This is a genomic window from Paraburkholderia sp. J41, from assembly GCF_905220235.1.
Classification (GTDB): Bacteria; Pseudomonadota; Gammaproteobacteria; order Burkholderiales; family Burkholderiaceae; genus Paraburkholderia.
On record NZ_CAJMZE010000024.1, the window covers coordinates 49,259 to 71,949 of the forward strand.

General features: G+C 66.4%; 16 protein-coding genes. 5 read left to right on the top strand and 11 right to left on the bottom strand.

Translation table 11 applies throughout. The annotated features are described in order from the left end of the window. Positions 1-13: 13 nt before the first annotated feature. The 3 genes from pdxA to U5805_RS22520 form a co-directional block, all read right to left on the bottom strand. On the bottom strand, positions 14-1,039 hold the full coding sequence (pdxA, locus tag U5805_RS22510; protein WP_322105711.1) for a 4-hydroxythreonine-4-phosphate dehydrogenase PdxA: 1,026 nt from the start codon (positions 1,037-1,039) through the stop codon (positions 14-16). 20 nt (positions 1,040-1,059) lie between these two features. After that, positions 1,060-2,427 carry a peptidylprolyl isomerase gene (locus U5805_RS22515; protein ID WP_322105712.1) on the bottom strand — a complete coding sequence of 456 codons (1,368 nt, stop codon included), beginning with the start codon at positions 2,425-2,427 and terminating at the stop codon, positions 1,060-1,062. A gap of 100 nt (positions 2,428-2,527) precedes the next feature. Next, complete coding sequence (locus U5805_RS22520) at positions 2,528-4,906, bottom strand: LPS-assembly protein LptD (protein WP_322105713.1); 2,379 nt, start codon at positions 4,904-4,906, stop codon at positions 2,528-2,530. Between the two features lie 246 nt (positions 4,907-5,152). Between U5805_RS22520 and U5805_RS22525 the strand changes: the two genes are divergently transcribed. Together U5805_RS22525 and murU are read left to right on the top strand one after the other, a co-directional pair. Further along, positions 5,153-6,214, top strand: a complete 1,062-nt coding sequence (locus U5805_RS22525) for an aminoglycoside phosphotransferase family protein (protein WP_322105714.1) — start codon at positions 5,153-5,155, stop codon at positions 6,212-6,214. 10 nt (positions 6,215-6,224) lie between these two features. Further along, positions 6,225-6,956 carry an N-acetylmuramate alpha-1-phosphate uridylyltransferase MurU gene (murU, locus tag U5805_RS22530; RefSeq protein ID WP_415914647.1) on the top strand — a complete coding sequence of 244 codons (732 nt, stop codon included), beginning with the start codon at positions 6,225-6,227 and terminating at the stop codon, positions 6,954-6,956. A 232-nt stretch (positions 6,957-7,188) separates the two neighbouring features. On the opposite strand, the gene U5805_RS22535 is transcribed toward murU, so the two are convergent. Next, positions 7,189-9,093: an ABC transporter ATP-binding protein/permease gene (locus tag U5805_RS22535; RefSeq protein WP_322105715.1), complete on the bottom strand. Its 1,905-nt coding sequence runs from the start codon at positions 9,091-9,093 to the stop codon at positions 7,189-7,191. On the opposite strand from U5805_RS22535, the gene U5805_RS22540 reads away from it, so the two are divergent. Next, positions 9,092-9,325, top strand: a complete 234-nt coding sequence (locus tag U5805_RS22540) for a hypothetical protein (RefSeq protein WP_322105716.1) — start codon at positions 9,092-9,094, stop codon at positions 9,323-9,325. The two genes, U5805_RS22535 and U5805_RS22540, sit on opposite strands and share 2 nt — an antisense overlap. 121 nt (positions 9,326-9,446) lie before the next feature. After that, positions 9,447-9,842 carry an acyl-CoA thioesterase gene (locus U5805_RS22545; protein ID WP_322105717.1) on the top strand — a complete coding sequence of 132 codons (396 nt, stop codon included), beginning with the start codon at positions 9,447-9,449 and terminating at the stop codon, positions 9,840-9,842. Between the two features lie 40 nt (positions 9,843-9,882). Here the strand turns inward: U5805_RS22545 and U5805_RS22550 are convergent, their stop codons facing one another. Together U5805_RS22550 and U5805_RS22555 are read right to left on the bottom strand one after the other, a co-directional pair. Beyond that, the gene (locus tag U5805_RS22550) at positions 9,883-13,470 is read right to left on the bottom strand and encodes an EAL domain-containing protein (RefSeq protein WP_322105718.1); all 3,588 of its coding nucleotides are present in this window, start codon (positions 13,468-13,470) and stop codon (positions 9,883-9,885) included. A 242-nt stretch (positions 13,471-13,712) separates the two neighbouring features. Further along, positions 13,713-14,195 carry a nitrate reductase associated protein gene (locus U5805_RS22555; protein WP_322105719.1) on the bottom strand — a complete coding sequence of 161 codons (483 nt, stop codon included), beginning with the start codon at positions 14,193-14,195 and terminating at the stop codon, positions 13,713-13,715. Positions 14,196-14,506: 311 nt separating this feature from the next. On the opposite strand from U5805_RS22555, the gene fdhD reads away from it, so the two are divergent. Continuing rightward, positions 14,507-15,295 carry a formate dehydrogenase accessory sulfurtransferase FdhD gene (gene fdhD, locus U5805_RS22560; protein WP_415914648.1) on the top strand — a complete coding sequence of 263 codons (789 nt, stop codon included), beginning with the start codon at positions 14,507-14,509 and terminating at the stop codon, positions 15,293-15,295. 13 nt (positions 15,296-15,308) lie between these two features. On the opposite strand, the gene U5805_RS22565 is transcribed toward fdhD, so the two are convergent. From U5805_RS22565 to U5805_RS22585, 5 genes are all read right to left on the bottom strand, one after another. Beyond that, the gene (locus U5805_RS22565; protein ID WP_322105721.1) at positions 15,309-16,079 is read right to left on the bottom strand and encodes an enoyl-CoA hydratase; all 771 of its coding nucleotides are present in this window, start codon (positions 16,077-16,079) and stop codon (positions 15,309-15,311) included. A gap of 109 nt (positions 16,080-16,188) precedes the next feature. Continuing rightward, positions 16,189-17,388 carry an acetyl-CoA C-acyltransferase gene (locus U5805_RS22570; protein WP_322105722.1) on the bottom strand — a complete coding sequence of 400 codons (1,200 nt, stop codon included), beginning with the start codon at positions 17,386-17,388 and terminating at the stop codon, positions 16,189-16,191. Between the two features lie 38 nt (positions 17,389-17,426). Then, a complete protein-coding gene (locus tag U5805_RS22575) occupies positions 17,427-19,868 on the bottom strand; it encodes a 3-hydroxyacyl-CoA dehydrogenase/enoyl-CoA hydratase family protein (RefSeq protein WP_322105723.1) in 2,442 nt (813 codons plus the stop codon). Between the two features lie 135 nt (positions 19,869-20,003). After that, the gene (locus U5805_RS22580) at positions 20,004-21,791 is read right to left on the bottom strand and encodes an acyl-CoA dehydrogenase C-terminal domain-containing protein (RefSeq protein ID WP_322105724.1); all 1,788 of its coding nucleotides are present in this window, start codon (positions 21,789-21,791) and stop codon (positions 20,004-20,006) included. Positions 21,792-21,857: 66 nt separating this feature from the next. Further along, positions 21,858-22,460, bottom strand: coding sequence for a TetR/AcrR family transcriptional regulator (locus U5805_RS22585; protein WP_322105725.1), 603 nt, complete (start codon positions 22,458-22,460; stop codon positions 21,858-21,860). Positions 22,461-22,691 lie beyond the last annotated feature (231 nt).

Sequence of the window (22,691 nt, forward strand, 5' to 3'; positions counted from 1 at the left end):
GTTTCTGGATCTGTCAGAGGCCGCGCCGGTGACGCGCCATTGATACTGCCGTGTCGAGGGCTGCGACCAGGCTGCCCGCGTCGGCACGTCCGGTGCCGGCGAGGTCGAGCGCGGTGCCGTGGTCGACCGAGGTGCGCACGATCGGCAAGCCGAGCGTCACGTTGATGCCCTCGCCGAACGTCGCGTATTTGAGGACCGGCAAGCCCTGGTCGTGGAACATGGCCAGCACGCAGTCGGCGTCCTTGAGGTAACGCGGCTGGAACAGCGTGTCGGCGGGATAGGGGCCGCGCGCGTCGATGCCTTCGGCCGTGGCCCTGGCAAGCGCGGGCGCGATGGTGTCGATTTCCTCGCGGCCGAGATAGCCGTTCTCGCCCGCGTGCGGATTGAGGCCGGTGACGAGAATGCGCGGCAGCGGCACGCCGAAGTGCTGACGCAAGTCCTGATGAACGATGCGCAGCGTTTCGACGAGGCTGTCGACGGTAATGGCCGCCGACACGTCCCTGAGCGGCAGGTGCGTGGTCGCGAGCGCCACGCGCAGCGGTCGCGCGCCGGTGCCCGAGAGCATCATCACGACACGCGGCGTGCGCGTGCGCTCGGCGAGGTATTCGGTGTGGCCGGTGAACGGTACGCCGGCGTCGTTGATCGTGCTCTTTTGCAGCGGCGCGGTGACGATGGCGTCGAACTCGCCCGCCATCGCGCCGTCGATCGCGCGATCGAGCAGCGCGAGCACATAGCGGCCGTTGGCGGCGTCGAGCTTGCCGGCCTGAACCGGCACGCCCAGCGCGACGTGTTCGATTTCGACGGGCTGGTTCGCGAGCAGCGCGGCCCAGTCGACGCTCACCGCTTTCGCGCGCGCTTCGAGCAGCGCCCGGTCGCCGAGCACGACGAACTGCGCGTTCGGCCAGTGCGCGGCCGCGCCCGCGAGCGCGGCGGCGGTGAGTTCGGGGCCGACGCCGGCCGGCTCGCCCGTGGTGACGGCAATGCGGATCGGGCCCGCCTTCCGCGGAGCCGGAGCCGGCGAGATTGCGGAGGCGTTCATGGCTCGATTTCCTCGTTCCGTTAGTTGTGCGGCGGCGCCATGCCCGGGATCTTGTAATCCACGTAGGCCGTGTCGCGCAACTGGCGCAGCCAGTCGGCGTAAGCCTGCTCCGCCTTGCGCTGGCCGATGGCCTGGCGCGCGAGATCCATCTGCTGCGACACCGAGCCTTCCGCGTCGCGGCGGCCCAGCACCTGGATCAGGTGATAACCGTACTCCGTGCGCACCGGCTCGCTCAGTTGCCCGTCCTGGAGCGTGTTCATGGCGCGCTCGAACTCGGGCACGGTTTCGCCGGGGCTGATCCAGCCGAGGTCGCCGCCCTGCGAGGCCGAGCCGTCCTGCGAATAGGTGCGCGCGAATTTCGCGAAGTCGCCGCCCTGCGCGATTTCCTGACGGATTTCCAGCAGCTTCTGGCGCGCCTGCGGCTCGGACATGCCGTCGCCGACGCGCAGCAGGATGTGGCGCACGTGCGTTTGCACGAGCTTCGGCGCATCGGCGCTCGTGCCCTGGCCTTGACGGCGGTCAACGAGACGCACGATTTGAAAGCCGTCGCTGGTGCGGATCAGCGTGGGATTCACCTCGCCCGGACGCAGCGTGGACGAAGCCGTCACGAACTCGGGCGGCAGCTTCGACGGCGGCAGGTAGCCCATGTCGCCGCCCTTGCTGGCGTCGCTGGCCTGCGAATTCGACTTCGCGAGGCTCGAGAACTTGCTGCCCGACTGCGCTTCCTTGAGCAGCGCGTTGGCCTTCGCCTGCGCGGCTTCGATGTCGGTTTCCGAGGCGTTCAGCGGCGCCTTGATGAAAATGTGCTCGAAGTGCAGGTCGTTGGTCTGGCCCGCGTTCGGCCCGCGCTGGCTCGCGATGTAGTTCGCGACTTCGGCGTCCGACACGGAAATCTTGCTGTCGACTTCCTTCTCGCGCAGGCGCGAGAGCGTGAGTTCGGTGCGCGCGTCGCTCGTGAACGTGCTCCACGGCACGCCGGCCGCCTCGATGCGCCCGCGGTAGGTGGCGAGATCCATGCCGTTCGCCTGTGCGAGGCGTTCGAGCGTGCGGTTCACGGCGGCGTCGTCGATCGTGATGCCGTCTTCCTTGGCCTTCTGGAGCTGGATGCGCTCGAGCACCATCTGGTTGAGCACCTGCGCGCGCAACTGGTCGCTCGGCGGCACCGGCGCGTTTTGCTGCTGGAGGCGGCGCGCGATGAGATTCACGCGCTCGTCGAGTTCGCGCTGCGTGATCACGCCGTCGTTGACGATGGCCGCGATCGTGTCGACGGTTTGACCGCTCGTGCCCGGGAGCCCCTGAGCTTGCGCCGGCGCGGCCGGCAGGATGCCTGCGATGGCGAAGAGACTCGCAGCGTACGCTGCCAGGCGAAGCTTTTTCATGATTCCCACAGATACTCCAAAGTTGGCGGGCACGCTTCGCCCGTCTCTATGCAACCGACATCGCGTTGCCCCAAGGCGCTTTCGCGTGAAAAGCGCGCCGGATCACGCGTTATTGATAATCCGTGAAACGCGACGGCAACGGTCCCGAGCTTGGCACCGGGACATAGCCCGGCACGCTGGCCTTGAACGCGGCAACGAGCCCGTTGTCGACGTTCGAGAAGCCCTTGAGCGTGAGCTGCGCGAGAAAACGCGTGGCCGAATTCTGGCCGCCCGTGGTGTTGATGCCGTTGGCGTAACGTTGCAGGCCCACGCCGAGCACCCAGCAATCCGCGTCGTACTGCATGCCCACGAGGCCGTCGACGACCCGGTGACCGCTGAGATCGTAATTGAAGCGCCCCACGGCGAACACCCGGTGCGAGAACGGCCATTGAGCCGAGACCAGGATCTGGTTGATCGGCTGATTGTCGAGCGTGGTGTTCGCGCGCGTGTAGCGGTAAGCGATGTTCAGCACGCGGCTCGGTCCCGGGCTGTAGCCAAAGCCGACGCTCGCCTTCGTGAGCTGGTTGTTGTCGGCATTATATTGGAACGCCGTTTCCGAAGCGAAACCGCGCCCGATCTTGAGCGACGCGCCCGCGATGAGGTCCGAATGGGTCGCGTCGGTGGTCGAGACCGCCGCGCCGTTGCCCTCGTTCAGCGTGACGCGCTGATCCTGGAAGTAATACTGCTGCGCGAGCACGAAGCGCGCGCGTTCGTCGCCGGAAGCCGGGTCGATGAAGCGCGTGGTGATCGCGGCGGTCAGGCGGTTCGCGTCGGCGATGCGGTCGTTGCCGACGAACGTGTTCGGCGTGAAGATTTCGGCGAGACCGAAGTCCGATTCGGCCGTGTCGAAAAGGGGCGCGAACTGCTGGTTGCGATACGGCGTGTACACGTAGTACAGGCGCGGCTCGAGCGTCTGGATGTAATCCTGGCCGAACAGATGCACCGAGCGGTCGAACACGAGGCCCGTGTCGAAGCTGAAGGTGGGAACCGACTCGGTGAAGCTCTTGGGCGCGCCCACGTCGTCCGTGCCGATATTGCTCAGGTTGTAGTCGGCGAAGTGCCACTGCACCTTCGGCGTGACGAAGTAGCCCGGCCCGGTGAGCGAATACGACACATACGGATTGAAGACGACGCGGTCGCCCTCGGTCGCGTCGGCGGTGGTAATGCGAAAACGCGAGTAGTCGGCTTCCATGCCGTAGTCGAAGCCGCCCACGTTGTACTTGGCGTACTTCACGTTCAGCTCCGGCTCGCGGCCGTATGGCGCGATGGAAGGCGCGAGCGTCTGCCAGTGCTGCCAGCGCGTGAGCACGGACCACGGACCGTTGCTGTACGTGAGGCCGGCTTCCTGCTGATACAAGGTCTGCGTGCCATTCAGGAACTGGTTGGCCGCCGACTGGAGGTCTTCGGGATAGGTGTTGTCCGAGACCTTGTTGTAGTAGATGTAGCCGCCGAACCCGTTGCCGAAGTTCTGGTTGTGCTGCACGAACAGCGCGTAGCGGTTCGTCTTGGTGATCGCGTCGTCGGGCAGGAAAGTGCCGGTGATCGAGCCCGAGTAATTGGTCGAAAGATACCGGTAGTTGCCTTGCAGGAACACGCCGCGCTTCGAGATGATCTCGGGCGTGAACGTGAAGTCGCGGTTCGGCGCGATGTTGAAGTAGTACGGCAGCGAGACTTCGTAGCCGTTGGTCGAGCTGATCGAGAACGTGGGCGGCAACAGGCCGCTCTTGCGGTCGCCCGAAAGCGGGAACGAGAGCCACGGGCTCGCGAAGATCGGCACGTTCTGGAAGAACAGCACGGCGTTGTGCGCGACGCCTTCCTCGCTGCCGGTGTCGAAGTCGAACTCGCTGCCCTTGATGTACCAGGCCGGGTTGGTGGCGCACTGGCACGCGGTGTAGGTGCCGCTCGTGAGCACCGAGCGCTCGCTGTCGAGCAGGTCGGCGCGCGCGGCGCTGCCGGAGCCGCCCGTGACCGAGAAGTGATACTTCGGCGTGGGCATGAAGCCTTCGTTCGCCTCGACCTTCAGGTGCGCCTCCGGCCCCGCGAACGACGTGCCGTTCTGCACGACCACCACGTTGCCGTATGCGTCGGCCGTGTCGGTGTCCTGGTCGTAGTGCAGCGCGTCGGCCTTGACGACGTTCGTGCCCTGGCGCAGCTCGGCCGCGCCCTTGACGGCGAGGTCGGTGTCGGTCGTGCCCGTGGTGGAATCGCCGAGCACGAAGGTGGCCGGATGCCGGCCCTGCACGTTGGGATGATCTTCGAGCTGCGGCGCGAGACGCAGGCTCCACGGGCCGTCCAGCGGCACGGGCTGGGCGGCGTCGCCCGCCAGCTGCGCGTGCGCGAACGCCGGCATCAGACCGGGCACGGCCATGAGCGCCGCGATGAGCCGCCGCTTGACCGGCACGCCGTCGTCACTGTTTGAGATCGTCTGAAAAAACTGTCTGGGCGGCATGTATGGTTTTGGCGTATCGGCCCGGCCGCCTGCCCGCTTTCGGTGGTGGCCCGCCGGCGCGGCCAGCCTCCCGGCGAACGGTTCGAGGCTGGACTGCATGCAATTGTTTACATTTCATCGGACGAAGAAACCGGCGACGAATGCGGCGAGCGAACCGTCATGCGGGCTTTGGCGCGAGTCGCGTCAAAAAAGTCGTGGGGTATTATATGGCAAGACGTTGTTCCACTGATTTTGCCTCCGGTTTTCATGACCTCCACCGCCGCGCCCTCCTCCCCCAACGCCCCCGCCGACCGTCGCCGCGACCTGCTTGCCGCCTGGCTCGGCGGCCATGCCGGCCGCTACGCGCTCGACCTCGCCACGCTCGTCCCGGCCTCGGCCGACGCAAGCTTTCGCCGCTATTTCCGCCTCGCGAGCGCCGGTGCGCACGGCGCGACGCTCGTCGCCGTGGACGCCCCGCCGCCGGAAAAATGCCGCGAGTTCGCGCAGATCGCCGCTTTGCTCGAAGCGGCCGGCGTACACGTGCCGCGCGTGCTGGAAGTCGACTTCGACGCGGGCTTCATGCTCGTCACGGATCTGGGCACCGCGCCGTACCTGCAAGCGCTCGAGGAAGCCGGCCCCGGCCCGCGCTCGCGCGAACTGATGCGCGACGCGCTCGACGCGCTGGTGCGCTGGCAGCTTGCCTCGCGCGAGGACGTGCTGCCCGAGTTCGACGAGGCGTTCCTGCGCCGCGAAATGGAGCTGATGCCCGAGTGGTATCTGGAGCGCCATCTCGGCCGCAAGGTGGACGACGCCACGCGCGGCGTGCTCGATCGCACCTTCGCACTGCTTGTCGCGAGCGCGCGCGCGCAGCCGCAAGGCTTCATGCTGCGCGACTTCATGCCCCGCAACCTGATGATCGCCACGCCGAACCCCGGCGTGCTCGACTTCCAGGACGCCGTGTACGGCCCGCTCACCTACGACGTCGTCTCGCTGCTGCGCGACGCCTTCCTGAGCTGGGACGAGGAATTCGAGCTGGATTGCTTCGCCTACTACTGGGAGCGTGCAAAAAAGGCCGGCCTGCCCGTCGATGCCGATTTCGGCGAGTTCTACCGTCAGCTCGAATGGATGGGCCTGCAACGCCACATCAAGGTGCTGGGCCTTTTCTGCCGCATCCACTACCGCGATGACAAGCCGCACTACATGAACGACCTGCCGCGCTTTCTCGGCTATGCGAGCAAGGTCGCGCACCGCTACCGCCCGCTCGCACCGTTCGCGCGGCTCATCGACGAACTGCAAGGCACCGCGGTCGAAACCGGCTACACGTTCTGAGCGGCGCGCCATGACCGAATCGACCTCCACGGCAACGCGCACCGCGATGATCTTCGCCGCCGGTCGCGGCGAGCGCATGCGCCCGCTCACCGACACCTGCCCTAAACCGCTGCTCGAAGCGGGCGGCAAGCCGCTCATCGTCTGGCAGATCGAGCGCCTCGCGGCGGCGGGCTATACGCGCATCGTCGTCAATCACGCATGGCTTGGCGCGCGGATCGAAAGCGCGCTCGGCGACGGTTCGCGCTTCGGCGTCACGCTTCTTTATTCGCCCGAGAACGAGGCGCTCGAAACCGCGGGCGGCATTGCCCAGGCGCTGCCGCTGATCGAAGCGAACGGCGCGCCCACCGTGTTTCTCGCGGTGAGCGGCGACGTGTACAGCGACTTCGACTTCACGACGCTCGATGCGCACGCGAAAGCGCTGGCCGCGCGCCGCGAGCCCGGCCTGCATCTCGTGATGGTGCCGAACCCGCCGTTTCATCCGGACGGCGACTTCGCGTTGACGGCCGAAGGCGCGCTCGCGCTCGAAGGCGCGCCGCGCTACACGTTCGGCAATATCGGCCTTTACGATACGCGCATGTTCCGCGACCTCGCGCACGGCACGAAGCGCGCGCTCGGGCCGTACTATCGCGCAGCCATCGCGCAAGGGCGTGCGAGCGGCGAGCTTTACGAAGGCGTGTGGGAGAACGTCGGCACGCCCGCGCAGCTTGCGGCGCTCGACGCGCATTTGCGGGCCCGAGTTTGAGTTGAGTGCCTGATTTGCGGGCTTAGTTGAGCGCCTGATTTGCGCGCCTGGTTCGTGCCTGGTTCGTGCCTGGTTCGTGCGCAAAATTGCGCGCTCAGGCAACGTGCCCGATCGCATCGCGAATCGAGCGGTGAATCGCGGCCCGATCGCGGTGCGAATCACGCATCGAATCGCCACTCCAAGCCGCCGTTTTCAAGCCGCTATTTTCAAGCCGATCAGCGCCGCGCGCGCTTCAACGCGCGACCGGCGCTTCCGAAGGCGGCGGCGCCGCAACCTCGCCGGAATCGCTCGCGCGCTGCTGCTGCAACGCCCACATCTGCGCATAAAGGCCGCCCGCGCGCAGCAGCTCCGCGTGCGTGCCGCGCTCGACGATGCGCCCGTGATCCATCACGATGATCTGCTCCGCATGCACCACGGTCGACAGCCGGTGCGCGATCACGAGCGTCGTGCGCTCGCGCGCGATCTGCTCCAGTTCGTGCTGGATCGCGCGCTCCGAGCGCGAATCGAGCGCCGAAGTCGCTTCGTCGAACAGCAGGATGGGCGGATTCTTCAGCACCGTGCGCGCAATCGCCACGCGTTGTTTCTCGCCGCCCGAAAGCTTGAGCCCGCGCTCGCCCACGGGCGTGTCGTAGCCCTTGGGCAAGCTCTCGATGAACGCGTGAATGTGCGCCGCGCGCGCCGCCGCGATCACTTCCTCGCGCGTGGCCGCGGGCCGCCCGTAGGCGATGTTGTAGTAGATCGAATCGTTGAACAGCACCGTGTCCTGCGGCACGATGCCGATCGCCGCGCGCAGCGAAGCCTGCTTGACCTCGCGAATGTCCTGGCCGTCGATGGTGATCGCGCCGCCCGCCGTTTTATCCAGATCGTAGAAGCGGAACAGGAGCCGCGCGAGCGTCGACTTGCCCGAGCCGCTGTGCCCCACCACCGCCGTGGTCGTGCCCGCCGCGATCGTGAAGCTCACGTCGTGCAGGATCTGCCGCGAAGGCTCGTAAGCGAAATTCACGTGCGAGAACCGCACTTCGCCGCCGCGCACCGCGAGCGGCGGCGCGTTAGGCGCGTCGGCCACTTCGCGCTCGACGTTCATCAGCGTGAACATGCGGTCCATGTCGGTGAGGCTTTGCTTCAGCTCGCGATACACCACGCCCAGAAAGTTGAGCGGAATGTAGAGCTGCAACATGAACGTGTTGATGAGCACCAGATCGCCGAGCGTGAGCCGCCCCGCCATCACGCCTTCCGTCGCGCGCCACAGAATGAACACGAGACCCGTGCCGATGATCGCCTGCTGCCCGAAATTGAGCGCCGAAAGCGAGTGCTGCGACTTGATCGCGGCTTGCCGGTAACGATGCAGGTTTTCGTCGTAACGCTGCGTCTCCCACTCTTCGTTGCCGAAATACTTCACCGTTTCGTAGTTGAGCAGCGAGTCGATCGCGCGCGAATTGGCGCGCGAATCGAGGTCGTTCATCGTGCGGCGAAAATGCGTGCGCCACTCCGTCACCTTGACCGTGAAAACGATGTACGCCACCAGCGCCACGAGCGTGACGACGGCGTAGTACGCCTCGTATTTCACGACGAAAAAGCCGAGCACGAGCCCGACTTCCACCAGCGTCGGCAAGATGCTGTACAGCGAATACGAAATGAGCTGCGTGATGCCGCGCGTGCCGCGTTCGATGTCGCGCGACATGCCGCCCGTCTGCCGTTCGAGATGAAACCGCAGCGAGAGCGCGTGCAGATGGCGGAACACCTTGAGCGCGAGCTGGCGCACGGCGCTTTCCGTCACCTTCGAAAAAAGGATTTCGCGCAATTCGGTGAACAGCGACGTGGAAAGCCGCACGATCGCGTAAGCCACCACGAGCAGGCCCACGCCGCTCGCGAGCACGATGCCGGGCGCGTGTTCCGCGCGGCCGAGCGCGGTGAGATGCTGCACGGAAGACAGACCGTCGACGATGTGCTTCATCACGATCGGCACGCCCAGATTGGCGACCTTCGCGCCGATCAGGCACGAAAGCGCGAACGCCACGCGCCACCTGTACGCGGTGAGATACGGCAGCAGCGAGAGGATCGTCTGCCAGTCGTTGCGCGGCCCGGCGGCGGGCGGCGCGACATCGTGGGAAGCGTTGGATGCAGGGAAACGGCGCATGGGCGGCAAGCGTGTGAACGGCGGCGCGCGGCACGAGGCTCGCACGACGAACGAGGTGGGGCGAGCGGCGACGGGTTTCTGCCGGCGCGCGCGCGGCGCACCGGCTCCCGTACAATTCCTGATCGACGTATTGTCGCAGAAGGCGGCACGCGCCGCTGCCGCCCGAGCCTTGCTCGAAGCCCGCCTCCGCGAGCTTCCCCTCGCGGCAGAAGGCGCGCCAGGCGTTGCGTAACGAGAGTTTGCGCAGGGTTTGCGTCGGTTTGCGTCGGTTTGCTTGGAGTCCGCGTAAAACCCGCGCGCCCGCGTGCCGCCGTGTTCGTTCCCCGCTTTCCTTTTTATTCGACGAAAGACCTATGACCGATTCCTACCCGCTCCCCGAAAAAGCGCCCGCGCTGCGCGTCGTCCCGCAACCGTCGGATTCGAACATGCACGGCGACGTCTTCGGCGGCTGGATCATGTCGCAGGTGGACATCGCCGGCTCCATCCCCGCGAGCCGCCGCGCCAACGGCCGCGTCGCGACCGTCGCCGTCAATTCGTTCGTGTTCAAGCAGCCGGTGTTCGTCGGCGACCTGCTGAGCTTTTACGCCGAAATCGTCAAGACGGGCACCACCTCCATCACTGTCGACGTCGAAGTGTACGCACAGCGCATGCGCTTGCAGGAAGAAGTGGTGAAAGTGACCGAGGCGACGCTCACCTACGTCGCCACGGGCGCCGACCGCCGCCCGCGCCCGCTGCCGCCGCTCGAATAAGACGCGTCGGCGGCACGAGCCGCGGGCGTGGCCACGCGGCTCACGCCGTCCAGGCCGCCTCGCGCGCCGCGTCGCCGTGCGCCGTGCTCGCGCGCAGCAACGCCGCCGCCTCTTCGCCGGGCAACGGCGGCGCGAAGAAGTAACCTTGGAGTTCGTCGCACGCGCGCTCGCGCAGAAAGGCGAACTGCGTCGACGTCTCCACGCCTTCCGCGATCACCTGGAGCCGCAACTCGTGCGCGAGCGCGATGATGGCGGCCGTGATGGTTTCGTCGTCGCTGCTCGTGCCGATGTCGGCCACGAACGAGCGGTCGATCTTCAGCCGGTCCACGGGCAATCGCTTCAGATAGCTCAGGCTCGAATAACCGGTGCCGAAGTCGTCGATGGCAATGCCGATGCCGAGCGCGTGCAACTCGCCCAGCATGGACACGGCCTCTTCGGTGTTGCGCATGAGCGTGGATTCGGTCAGCTCGATTTCGAGCCAGCACGCTTCGAGTCCCGTTTCCTGAAGCACTTCCGTCACCAGTTGCGCGATGTCGCGCTGGTGGAACGTTTTCGCCGAAAAATTCACCGAAACGCGCACGGGCGGCAGCCCTTCGAGCTGCCACGCGCGATTCTGGCGGCACGCCTCGCGCAGCACCCAGTCGGAAAGCGGCCCGATCAGCCCGCTTTCCTCGGCCACGGGAATGAACTGCGAAGGCGGCACGAGGCCGGCTTCCGGGTCGCGCCAGCGCACCAGCGCTTCCATGCCGACGATGCGGCCGCCTTCGATTTCCACCTGCGGCTGATAGTGCAGCAGGAATTCGCCGTCGCGCAGCGCGCGCCGCAAACGCCGTTCGAGATTCATGCGCGCGCCCGCGCTCGCGTTCATCTCCGGCTGGAAGAACTGGAACGTGTTGCGGCCCATGTCTTTTGCGCGGTACATCGCCACGTCGGCCTTCTTGAGCAGCGTTTCCGCGTCGTTGCCGTCCTGCGGGAACACGCTCGCCCCCAGGCTGCAACCCACGTACAGCTCGGTGCCGTCGATCCAGACGGGCTCCGAGATCATCGCGCGCGCCCGCTCCATCCAGCCGATCAGCGATTTTTCGTCGACGGTGTCGGTCAGCACGATCACGAACTCGTCGCCGCCGTGGCGCGCGACCGTGTCGCTCGTGCGCGTGCAGCGCTGCAACCGCTCCGCGACCACGCCGAGCAGACGGTCGCCGACGCTGTGGCCGAGACTGTCGTTGACGTTCTTGAAGCCGTCGAGGTCGATGAACACCACGGCCACGCCGCTGTCGTGCCGCTGCGCCGCGACGAGCGCCTGCTGAAGCCGGTCGCGCAGCAGGTTGCGGTTGGGCAGCAGCGTGAGGCTGTCGTAATTGGCCTGATATTCGAGCTGTTCCTGATAGCGGATCACCTCGGTCACGTCGTTGATGATGCCGATGTGATGCGTGATGCGGCCGTCGAGATCGGGCACCGGCGCGATCAGCAACTGGTTCCAGAACAGCGCGCCGTCCTTGCGATAATTGCGCAGCACGGCACTCACCTCGCGATTGGCGAGCAGCGCCTCGCGAATCGCCACGAGCCCTTCCTGATCGCGGTCGTCGCGTTGCAACAGGCGGCAGTCCTGGCCCGTGACTTCGGCGGGATCGTAGCCCGTGATGCGCTTGAACGCGGGGTTCGCGTACTCGATCAGGTTGCTGCCGCCCGGCCCCGGCGCGCTGATCAGGATGGCGTTCACGCAGGCGTCGAGCGCGCGGCTTTGCAGGCGCAGCGCGAGATCGGCGCGCTTGCTTTCGGTCGTGTCGCTGTAGGTGCCGAGCACGCCGATCACGCGGTTCTCGCCGTCGAGCAGCGGCAGCTTGCTCGTGAGCGTGGTGCGGTGCAGGCCGTCGATCGTATGGCCTTCCTCGAAGTTGATGCGCGGCAATCCCGAATCGATCACCTCGCGATCCTGCTCGCGCATCCGGCCCGCGTAAGCGCGCCACGGCAGGTCGTCGTCGCTCTTGCCGACGATCTGCTCGGGATACGCGAGACCCGCGTCGCGCGCGAACGTCATGTTGCAGCCCAGATAGCGCGACTCGGCGTCCTTCCAGAAGATGCGCTGCGGAATGTTGTCGATCACCGATTCGAGCATCTGGTTCGAGCGCTGCGCCTCGGCTTCGGCCTTGATCTGCTCGGTCACGTCGTCGGCGAGCACGAACACGGCCGGGCGCCCCATGAAGGTGAGCGCGTGATGCGAGATGTCGGCGCTGATGGTCGAGCCGTTGCGGCGCCGGTGATGCCAGATGCCGGCCATCGTGCGCACGTGCTGCGTGATCATGTCCGAGCGCGCGAGATGCAGTTCGAGGCGCGCGGCTTCCTGCGGCGCGCGGATGTCGCGAATCGACATCGCGAGAAATTCCTCCTCGCTGTAGCCGTATTGCTGGATCGCCGCCGTGTTGACGGCGAGAAAGCGCAGCGATTCGAGGTCGAACACGTACATCGGCACCGGATGCGCGTCGAACAGGCCCTGAAAGCGTTCGCTGCGCAAGCGCATGCCGCTCACGGCGCGCAGTTTCTCGCGCGCGGCCGTTTCGCGCGCGCCGAACGTGTAGATGAGCAGCGCCGCGCCCGCGAGCATGGTGACGACGAGCAGGATCGACGCGTGGCTGCCCGAGCGCGCCGAGTCGGCGAGCGCGGCGGTGAGCGCGAGATCGGCGGCGCTTTGCAGCGCGGCAAGGTGGTCTTCGGCGCGATCGACGCGCGTGTCGAGGCGCACGTATTCGGCGGCAAGCCAGGCGTGGTTCGCGGCGCTTGCGGGCGATGGGTTGGCGTTCGACGTGCTTGCGTTCGACGCGTTGGCGTTCGATGCGCTCGCGTTCGACGCGTTGGCGTTGGCGTTGGCAGCAGGATTCGCGGTTGCCGCGAATTGCGCAACGACCGGCGCGGCTTGGGTCGCCGAAGCGGCCTCGGGTGCGGTCGGCGAATGCGACGCGCCGGGTGCGCTGCGCGCGCCCGAAACGTTCGGCGCGGGCGATGCGCTTGCTGCATTCGAAGCGCTCGAAGCATTCGAAGCGCCCGCCGCGGCGGAATTCGTCCCGCTCGCGCCAGCCGCCACCGCGAATGGCGCCCCGGCGACCGCGCCCGTCACCACATGATCGGAAACGCGCGCGCGCGCCGCGGCCGCATCGCGTGCCGCCGTCGCACCGGCATCGGCATCGGCGTCGGCGTCGGCGTCGATACCGCCCGCCTGCCCGCGCTCGCCGGCGAGGCGCTGTTCGGCGCGGGCCAGCGTCGCGTCGATCTCGCCGGCAATGGCCGTGCTTTCCGCCGAAACAGCGTCGAAACGGCGCGCGAAGTCGGGATTGCCGGCCAACTCCGCGCGCACTTCGCGCCCGGCTTCGTCGAGCGCGGCGGCCCGCGCGGCGCGCGCCGAAGCCGGCTCGGCCCGGCCTTGCATCGCCAGACGGCCGAGCGCGCTCACGCCGCCGCCGAGCGCGTCGCGATAGCGGTCGAGATCGTGCCGGAGCTGGGCCGCCTGCGCGGCCCGCGCGTCGATCTCGCGCTGCGCGCCGAACTGTATCCACGCGACGAACGCGTTCGCCCCGACGGCCGCCACGACGACCGCCATGTTGATGAGATGGCGCTTCGAAAAAAGAAGATTCATGAATGCCGAGCGTCGAACGGCCCACGCGGCTTGCGTGGGTTGACGGGGCGCGACAGCGCGCAACCGGTCGGCGCCTGCTGCGCCATCCCGGATAACGGCACGCGGCTCGCGCGGCTTGAGGGCAAGAAGCGCAAAAACGGGGAAAAATCGCGCGCAAACGATAGCGCGACGCAGAAAATTGCGTCACACGCGAAAACCGGCGCGAATGGAACCGGGAAAAGCGAACGAAGAGAAACGCCGCGCTAGCGCGGCACCGCCACGCCGAACTCGCGCATCGCCGGCACGAAGTCGTGATTGGCTTCGGGCTTGCGCGAAAGCTTGGCGAGCACGTAGCGCTGGAACGGCGTCAATTGCGCCCAGTCCTCGAGACCCGGCGCGCGTAGATTCGCCAGGTGCGCCTGATTGGCGAGGCCGGGCGGAACGTGGTTCACGTCGCGCCACGCGGGCGCTTCCTCGGTCTCGAACCATTCGGGCTCGACGTTGGCGTGCGTGCGCATCATCTCGAACAGCGCGTGATCGAAATTCGGCTCGATCTCGGCGTCTTCGTCGACGGGAAAACACGCGAGCAGGCGCCGGTCTTCGTAGGGCAGCAACTGCCATTGCGCGAGCGAGATGCGCAGCCCGAAGCGATCGAGATTGAAGCGCACGCACATCGGAATGAAGGTGAGATTCTCCGACGAGTCGTGCTCGAAGCGGAAAAGGAGCGGAGCTTCGTTCAATGCCATGACGGTATCCTCGTGATGCGGGGCCAAGCGGCGCTCGCCCGCTTGAGGTATTTTAGAACCTTACGCGCGCGACGCACGCCGGGCGGTCCGCCTCGGAGCGCACGCACTGCGCGCAGCCGCACCTGGGGCGCCCTGAAGGTGCCCGGAAGCGCCCTGAAGCGCCCTGAAGCGCCCCCTGAAGGCGCACTTGCCGCGCAAGTCCCGCACATTTCGCGCCGCCCCGCACCGATGGAGCTTTTCGCTTGAACAACGCTGTCTTGCCGCCTTCCCCTCTCTCGACTCCGCTCGCCGGCGACGGCGAAGCCGGCGCCATCGCCGTGCGCGTGCATCGCCATCGCGGCGGCGAAGTGCGCACGCTCGACGACCACGTTGGCCAGGAATGGCCCGTCGCGCTCGTCTTCAACGGCATTTCGCACGCGGTGATGATGTGTACGCCGCGCGATCTGGAAGCCTTCGCCGTGGGTTTTGCGATCTCGGAGGGCATTGTCGGGCGCAACGCCGACATTCAGGACATCGAGGTATATCTGCGCGAAGACGCCGGCTTGCCGCACGCCGAAGTGCATCTCACGGTCGTGCAGCAGGCGTTCGTCGAGCTGAAGGAAAAGCGCCGCGCGCTCGCGGGCCGCACGGGCTGCGGCGTGTGCGGCATCGAAAGCATCGACCTGCTCGATCTCGAACCCGAAGTCGTGCCCGACACGGGCTTTCTCGCGCGCCTCGCGCCCGACGCCATCGCGCGCGCCGCCCGCGAATTGCCGCAGCATCAGGCGCTCACGAAACTCACGGGCGGCCTGCACGCGGCCGCGTGGTGCGACGCGAACGGCGCGATCCTGCGCGCGTTCGAGGACGTGGGCCGCCACAATGCGCTCGACAAGCTCATCGGCCAGTTGACGCTCGATCGCGCCGACACCCGGCAAGGCTTCGTGTTTCTCTCCAGCCGCGCGAGCTACGAACTGGTGCGCAAGGCCGCGCGCGTGGGCATTCCCATGGTCGCGACGATCTCGGCGCCTTCGTCGCTCGCCATCGCCATCGCGAGGCGCGCCGGACTGCGGCTCGTGAGCTTCTGCCGCGAGTCCGGTTACGTCGATTACGAAACGGCGTGAAGCGCCCCGGCGCTTAGTCGAACTGACGAAAATCCGGCTTGCGCTTTTGCAGGAACGCCGTGAACGCCTCGCGCGCTTCGGGCGCGAGCAGCATCTTGCCGAAATGCACCGACTCCTCGCTCATCTGCTCGCGGATTTCGTGCGTGCCCGCGCGCTTCATCAGCGACTTGGTCGCGCGCAGCGACGAAGCGGGCAGCGCGACGAGCTTCGCCAGTTGCGCCGCGACGAACGCATCGAGTTCGGCGGCGGGCAGCACGCGATTCACGAAGCCCATGCGATACGCCTCCGCCGCATCGAAGGTCTCGCCGAGCAGCAGCTTTTCGGCCGCGGCCTGATACCCGGCGATGCGCGGCAACAGCAGCGACGAAGCCGCTTCGGGGCATAGGCCCAGTTGTGCGAACGGCATGGCGAACCGCGCCGTATCGGCCGCATAGACGAGATCGCAGTGCAGCAGCATGGTCGTGCCCACGCCGATGGCGGCGCCCGCCACCGCGGCGGCGAGCGGCTTCTCGAAACCGGAAAGGGCCGCGAGAAAGCGCATCACGGGCGAATCGGCGCCGGTGGGCGGCGTTTTCAGGAAGTCTTCGATGTCGTTGCCGGCCGTGAAAATCTCGGCGTGGCCGCGCAGCAGCACGGCGCGCACGGCGGCGTCTTCCTGCGCGGACGCGAGCGCCGCGTTGATCGCCTCGTACATCGCGGGCGTGAGCGCGTTCTTGCGCTCGGGCCGATGGATGGTGATCGTCAGCACGCCGTTGTCGCGCGCGGTGAGAATGTCGTTGCTCATTGCGTCTCCTGAAGGCTTTCGCCACAGCGTAGGCCCGATATGAAAAAACGGTCCGCAAACCGCGAGGCCTGCGAACCGTGTCTTGTGCGTCAGCGCCGGATCGAAGCGCTTACAGCCGCTCGATGATGCCCGCCGCGCCCATGCCGGTGCCCACGCACATCGTCACCATGCCGTACTTGTAGTTGCGGCGGCGCAGGCCGTGTACGACCGTCGAAGCGCGAATCGCGCCCGTCGCGCCGAGCGGGTGGCCGAGCGCGATCGCGCCGCCGAGCGGATTGATCTTCGACGGGTCGAGGCCGAGATCCTGGATCACCGCCAGCGACTGCGCGGCGAACGCCTCGTTCAACTCGATCCAGTCGAGGTCGTCCTGCTTGAGACCCGCGGCCTTGAGCGCGGCCGGAATTGCTTCCTTCGGGCCGATACCCATGATTTCCGGCGGCACGCCGCGCACCGCGAAGCTCACGAAGCGCGCGAGCGGCGTGAGGTTGAACTGCTTGAGGATCTTTTCGGAGACGACGATCAGCGCGCCCGCGCCGTCCGATGTTTGCGAGCTGTTGCCGGCCGTGACCGAGCCCTTGTTCGCGAACACCGCGCGCAGCTTCGCGAGACCTTCGAGCGTGGTGTCGGCGCGCGGGCCTTCGTCCAGCTCGATCGTGCGCTCCTTCACCTTCACTTCGCCCGTGGCGAGATCGGGGAAACGCTCGACGATCGTGTACGGCGCGATCTCGTCCTTGAACTCGCCCGCCTGTTGCGCGGCCAGCGCACGGCGATGCGATTCCACCGAGAACGCGTCCTGCGCCTCGCGGCTCACCTTCCAGCGCTCCGCCACTTTCTCGGCCGTGAGGCCCATGCCGTAAGCGATGCCCACGTCTTCCCCGCGATCGAAGATGTGCGGCGAGAGCGACGGCTTGTTGCCCATCATCGGCACCATGCTCATCGACTCGCAGCCGCCCGCGATCATGGCGTCGCTTTCGCCCACGCGGATGCGGTCCGCCGCCATGGCGAGCGCCGTGAGGCCCGAGGCGCAGAAGCGGTTGACGGTCACGCCGCCCACGCTCTGCGGCAGGCCCGCGAGCAGCGCGCCGATGCGCGCCACGTTCAGCCCTTGCTCGGCTTCGGGAATCGCGCAGCCCACGATCGCGTCCTCGATCACGCTCGTGTCGAGCCCCGGCACCTGCGCCACGGCCGACCTGATCGCGTGAACCAGCAGCTCGTCCGGGCGGGTGTTCCTGAACACGCCGCGCGGCGCCTTGCCGATGGGCGTGCGGCTCGCGGCGACGATGTAAGCGTCCTGCAACTGTTTGCTCATCTCTAACTCCAGTATCTGGTGTGCGTACGTCGTGCCGCTTAGTTGCGCACCGGCTTGCCGGTTTGCAGCATGCCCATGATGCGTTCCTGCGTCTTTTGCGTGCCGAGCAGATCGACGAAGGCGCGGCGTTCGAGCTTGAGCAGCCATTCTTCGTCCACGAGACTGCCCGCTTCGACGTCGCCGCCGCAAATCGCCTCGGCGATACGGCTCGCGATCAGGAAGTCGTGATCGCTGATAAAGCGGCCGTCGCGCATGTTCACGAGCGACGCCTTGATGGTCGAGATCGCCGAGCGGCCCGCCACCGGAATCTGCGTCGCGCGCAGCGGCGCACGGTAGCCCGCCGCGCTCAAGGCGCGCGCTTCCTTCTTCGCCGTGTCGAGCAGTTCGAACACGTTGAACACGATGGTGTCCGACGGTTTCAGATAGCCCATCGCGCGAGCTTCGTGCGCCGAGCCGGAAACCTTCGCCATCGCCGCATTCTCGAACGACTTTTGCAGGAAGCGCAGCAGGTCGCTCGGCACGGCGCCAATCGCCTGCGCGCCTTCGGCCGCGCGGATCGCCGCTTCCTTCAGGCCGCCGCCCGCGGGCACGAGACCCACGCCCACTTCCACGAGGCCGACGTAGCTTTCGACGTGCGCCACGCGCTTCGCGCTTTGCAGCATGATTTCGCAGCCGCCGCCGAGCGCGATGCCCGAGACCGCCGTGACGACCGGCACGTTCGCGTACTTCACGCGCAGCATCGTGTCCTGGAACTTCTTCACGAACGGCTCGATGCCCTTCGCGCCGCCCATCATGAACGCGGGCATGGCTTCTTCGAGGTTCGCGCCCGCCGAGAACGGACCGCCCGGCGCGCCGAGTTTCAGCGACGTGGGCTGCCAGATCACGAGGCCCTTGTAGCCTTCCTCGGCGATGTCGATGGCCTTCACGAGCGAGTCGAGCAGGTCCGGCCCCATCGTGTTCATCTTGCTCTTGTACGAGACGATGACGACGTCGTCCTCGCCCGCGCGGTCGTCCACCCACGCGCGCAACTGCTCGTTCTCGAACAGCGTCTTGCCGAAGGTCCGGGGATCGCGCGCACCGGTTTCACCGAACAGCGCCGCACGGAACACCTGGCGCTCGTACACCGGCAAGTTCGAGCGCGGCACGAAGCGCGCTTCGGCGGGCGACCACGAGCCTTGCGCGCCATGCACGCCGCCGTTCGCGGCAACCGGGCCTTCGAACACCCACGCGGGCAGCGGCGCATTCGAGAGCGCCTTGCCGGCGTCGATGTCTTCCTTGACCCACTCCGCCACCTGCTTCCAGCCCGCCGCTTGCCAGCCTTCGAACGGACCTTCGTTCCAGCCGAAACCCCAGCGGATCGCGAGATCGACGTCGCGCGCGTTGTCGGCGATCGATTGCAGATGCACGCCGATGTAATGGAACACGTCGCGGAAAATCGACCAGAGGAACTGCGCCTGCGGGTGCTGCGATTCGCGCAGCAGCTTCAGGCGCTCGGCGGGCGGGCGCTTGAGAATGCGGCCCACGAGTTCGTCGGCCTTGCCGCCGCCGTCGACGTACTCGCCCGTGTTGGCGTCGAGCACCTTGATCGCCTTGCCTTCCTTGCGATAGAAGCCGCCGCCCGTCTTCTGGCCGAGCGCGCCCTTCGCCACGAGCCCGGCGAGCACGGCCGGCGTTTCGTAGACGGGGAAGAACGGATCGTCCTTCAGGTTGTCCTGCATCGTCTTGATGACGTGCGCCATCGTGTCGAGGCCCACCACGTCGGCCGTGCGGAACGTCGCCGACTTCGCGCGGCCAAGGCGCGCGCCCGTGAGGTCGTCGACTTCGTCGAAGCGCAGACCGAACTTCTGCGCCTCGGCGATCACGGCGAGAATCGAGAACACGCCCACGCGGTTCGCGATGAAGTTCGGCGTGTCCTTCGCGCGCACCACGCCCTTGCCCACCACGCTCGTGAGGAACGATTCGAGCTGGTCGAGGATTTCGGGCTTCGTTTGCGCCGTCGGGATCAGTTCGACGAGGTGCATGTAGCGCGGCGGGTTGAAGAAATGTACGCCGCAGAAGCGCGCCTTCAACGCGTCGTCGAAGCCATGCGAGAGTTCGGTGATGGAAAGCCCCGAGGTATTGCTCGCGAAAATCGCCTTCGGACCGATGTGCGGCGCGACCTTCTTGTAGAGGTCGTGCTTCCAGTCCATGCGTTCGGCGATCGCCTCGATCACCACGTCGCATTCCGCGAGCTTGGCGATGTCGTCTTCGTAGTTCGCGGGCGTGACGTACTGCGCGTCGTCCTTCACGCCGAACGGCGCAGGCGAAAGCTTCTTGAGCGTCTCGATGGCCTTGAGCGCGATGGCGTTCTTCGGGCCTTCCTTCGCGGGCAAGTCGAACAGCAGCACGGGCACGCGGGCGTTGATGAGATGCGCGGCGATCTGCGCGCCCATCACGCCGGCGCCCAGCACGGCCACCTTGCGAATATTCAGGTTGCTCACGTTGTTCCTCCAGCGGGTATGCAATGTCGAGCGGATTGAAATGCGAGGGCGGCGCGCCGCAACGGATGACGCAACGCGCGCCGCCTCTGGACATCGGGTTGACGGGGCGCGCCGTTCAGCGCGCGCCAGAAACGCTCAGAACAGCGCTTCGTCCACTTCCATCAGCGTCTTCGAACCCGCGCGCGCCTGGCGGATCGAGGTGGCCGTTTCGGGCAGCAGCTTCGCGAAGTAGAAGCGCGCCGTGGCCAGCTTCGACTTGTAGAACGGATCGCCCGAGCTTTCCTTGTCGAGCGCGATGCGCGCCATGCGCGCCCAGAAGTACGCGAACACGAGATGGCCCGCCGTGCGCAGATACGGCACGGCGGCGGCGCCCACTTCGTCGGGGTTCTGCATCGCCTTCATGCCGATTTCCATCGTGAGCTTCTGCATTTTTTCGCCGATGTCGGCGAGCGGATTCACGAACTCCTGCATCTCCGTCTTGATGCCTTCGGCTTCGACGAATTCCGTCACGAGCTTGCCGAACTTCTTGAGCTTCGCACCCATGTCGCCGAGCACCTTGCGGCCCAGCAGGTCGAGCGACTGGATCGTGTTCGTGCCTTCGTAAATCTGGTTGATGCGCGCGTCGCGCACGTACTGCTCCATGCCCCATTCGGCGATGAAGCCGTGGCCGCCGTACACCTGCATGCCGAGGTTGGTGCATTCGAACGCGTTGTCGGTGAGGAAGGCCTTGATGATCGGCGTGAGCAGCGCGACGAGATCGGCGGCTTCCTTGCGCGCGGCTTCGTCGGCGTGCGACAGCTCCTTGTCGATCTGCAAGGCGGACCAGTACGTGAAGGCGCGCGCGCCTTCGGCGTAAGCCTTCTGCGTGAGCAGCATGCGGCGCACGTCGGGGTGAACGATGATCGGATCGGCGGCCTTTTCCGGCGCCTTCGGGCCCGTGAGCGAGCGCATCTGCAAGCGCTCCTTCGCATACGCGAGCGAGTTCTGGTATGCGACTTCGGTGAGACCGAGGCCCTGCATGCCCACGCCCAGGCGCGCCGCGTTCATCATCACGAACATGGCGTTCAAGCCCTTGTTCGCCTCGCCGACGAGCCAGCCTTGCGCGCCGTCCAGATTCATCACGCAGGTCGCGTTGCCGTGAATGCCCATCTTGTGCTCGATCGAGCCGCACTTGATGCCGTTGCGCTCGCCCGCTTCGCCGCTCGCCGTGGGCAGGAACTTCGGCACGATGAACAGCGAAATGCCCTTGGTGCCTTGCGGCGCGTCCGGCAGGCGCGCGAGCACGAGGTGGACGATGTTCTCGGCCATGTCGTGTTCGCCGCTCGAAATGAAGATCTTCGTGCCGGTGATCGCATACGAGCCGTCGCTATTGGGCTCCGCCTTCGTGCGCAGGATGCCGAGGTCGGTGCCGCAGTGCGGCTCGGTCAGACACATCGTGCCGGTCCACACGCCTTCCACGAGCTTCGGCAGATAGGTCTTTTGCAGCTCGGGCGTGCCGTGCGCGTGCAGACATTCGTAAGCGCCGTGCGAAAGACCCGGATACATGGTCCACGCCTGGTTCGCCGAATTGAGCATTTCGTAGAGCGCGTTGTTGACGAACGCGGGCAGGCCCTGGCCGCCGTACTCGGGGTCGCAGCCGAGCGCGGGCCAGCCCGCCTCGACGTATTGCCTGTACGCTTCCTTGAAACCGGTGGGCGTGGTGACGACGCCGTCGCCGGCGTACGTGCAGCCTTCCTGGTCGCCCACCTGATTCAGCGGAAACAGCACCTCGGAGCAGAACTTGCCGGCTTCCTCCAGCACCTGGTTGATGGTGTCGGCGTCGAGGTCGGCGTGCTTCGGCATCTGCTTCACTTCGCCTTCCACGTTCAGCAGTTCGTGCAGCACGAATTGCATGTCGCGCAGCGGCGCGGTGTACTGTCCCATGTCTACTCTCCCAAGTTTGAGCTTCGGACCGGCGCGCCGCCGCGACGCGTTGCGTGCGGTCGGCGTCTACTGGCTTTCGACGCTCTGATACGAAACGATCAGTCTTTCGAACGCGGCCCACGTATGCTCGACCGCGTCCGGCAGATGCAGGAAGCGGCCGTCATGATGCAGGCCGAGCGTGACGCTATACAGTTCGAAAAGCATTAGCGCGGGATCGGTGTCGCGCCGCAAATGCCCTTCTTCGATTGCCTGCGAAATGGCCCTCAGGAGCGCCGAGCGCCACATCGACACGCTCGCCACGAGCGTCTCGCGCACCTGGCTGTCCGCGCGGTCGTCGTATTCGACCGCGCCGCTGATGTAGATGCAGCCGGTCGTGACTTCGTGAATGCGCTTTTCGAACCACCGCGACAGCATCGCACGCAAGCGCGGCAAACCACGCGGTTCGCGCAAGCTCGGAAAGAAGACTTCTTCCTCGAATCGGCGGTGGTACTCGCGCACCACCTCGACCTGAAGATCCTCCCGCGAGCCGAAATGCGCGAATACGCCGCTTTTGCTCATCTGCATGCGCTCGGCGAGCAGGCCGATGGTCAAGCCTTCCAGTCCGTCGCGCCCCGCGAGGTCGAGTGCTGCATCCAGAATGGCGGCTCGTGTCTGTTCGCCTTTTCGCATAGCTTTATTTACCGTGACGATGGAGCCGCGCGGCTGGCCGTCAACGGCATGTCAACGGCGCGCATCGTGGCCTGAATTAAATCGAACGGCCGTACTATTGTTGAGGACGGCCGTCCGCGAAACAAGGACTTTATTAGAAACCGATTTCTAACCGGGACTCTAATTTTCGGGCTCCGCGCGAGGCGCGCAAGCCGACATTCTCTCGATTGCACTGCCGGCGGCTCGTATGGC

Coding starts and splice junctions, on each gene's coding strand:
- U5805_RS22535 (WP_322105715.1), bottom strand. CDS start 9,093: ATGCGCCGTTTCCCTGCATCCAACGCTTCCCACGATGTCGCGCCGCCC.
- U5805_RS22520 (WP_322105713.1), bottom strand. CDS start 4,906: ATGCCGCCCAGACAGTTTTTTCAGACGATCTCAAACAGTGACGACGGC.
- U5805_RS22565 (WP_322105721.1), bottom strand. CDS start 16,079: ATGAGCAACGACATTCTCACCGCGCGCGACAACGGCGTGCTGACGATC.
- U5805_RS22550 (WP_322105718.1), bottom strand. CDS start 13,470: ATGAATCTTCTTTTTTCGAAGCGCCATCTCATCAACATGGCGGTCGTC.
- U5805_RS22540 (WP_322105716.1), top strand. CDS start 9,092: ATGGGCGGCAAGCGTGTGAACGGCGGCGCGCGGCACGAGGCTCGCACG.
- U5805_RS22525 (WP_322105714.1), top strand. CDS start 5,153: ATGACCTCCACCGCCGCGCCCTCCTCCCCCAACGCCCCCGCCGACCGT.
- U5805_RS22555 (WP_322105719.1), bottom strand. CDS start 14,195: ATGGCATTGAACGAAGCTCCGCTCCTTTTCCGCTTCGAGCACGACTCG.
- murU (WP_415914647.1), top strand. CDS start 6,225: ATGACCGAATCGACCTCCACGGCAACGCGCACCGCGATGATCTTCGCC.
- U5805_RS22580 (WP_322105724.1), bottom strand. CDS start 21,791: ATGGGACAGTACACCGCGCCGCTGCGCGACATGCAATTCGTGCTGCAC.
- U5805_RS22570 (WP_322105722.1), bottom strand. CDS start 17,388: ATGAGCAAACAGTTGCAGGACGCTTACATCGTCGCCGCGAGCCGCACG.
- U5805_RS22585 (WP_322105725.1), bottom strand. CDS start 22,460: ATGCGAAAAGGCGAACAGACACGAGCCGCCATTCTGGATGCAGCACTC.
- U5805_RS22545 (WP_322105717.1), top strand. CDS start 9,447: ATGACCGATTCCTACCCGCTCCCCGAAAAAGCGCCCGCGCTGCGCGTC.
- pdxA (WP_322105711.1), bottom strand. CDS start 1,039: ATGAACGCCTCCGCAATCTCGCCGGCTCCGGCTCCGCGGAAGGCGGGC.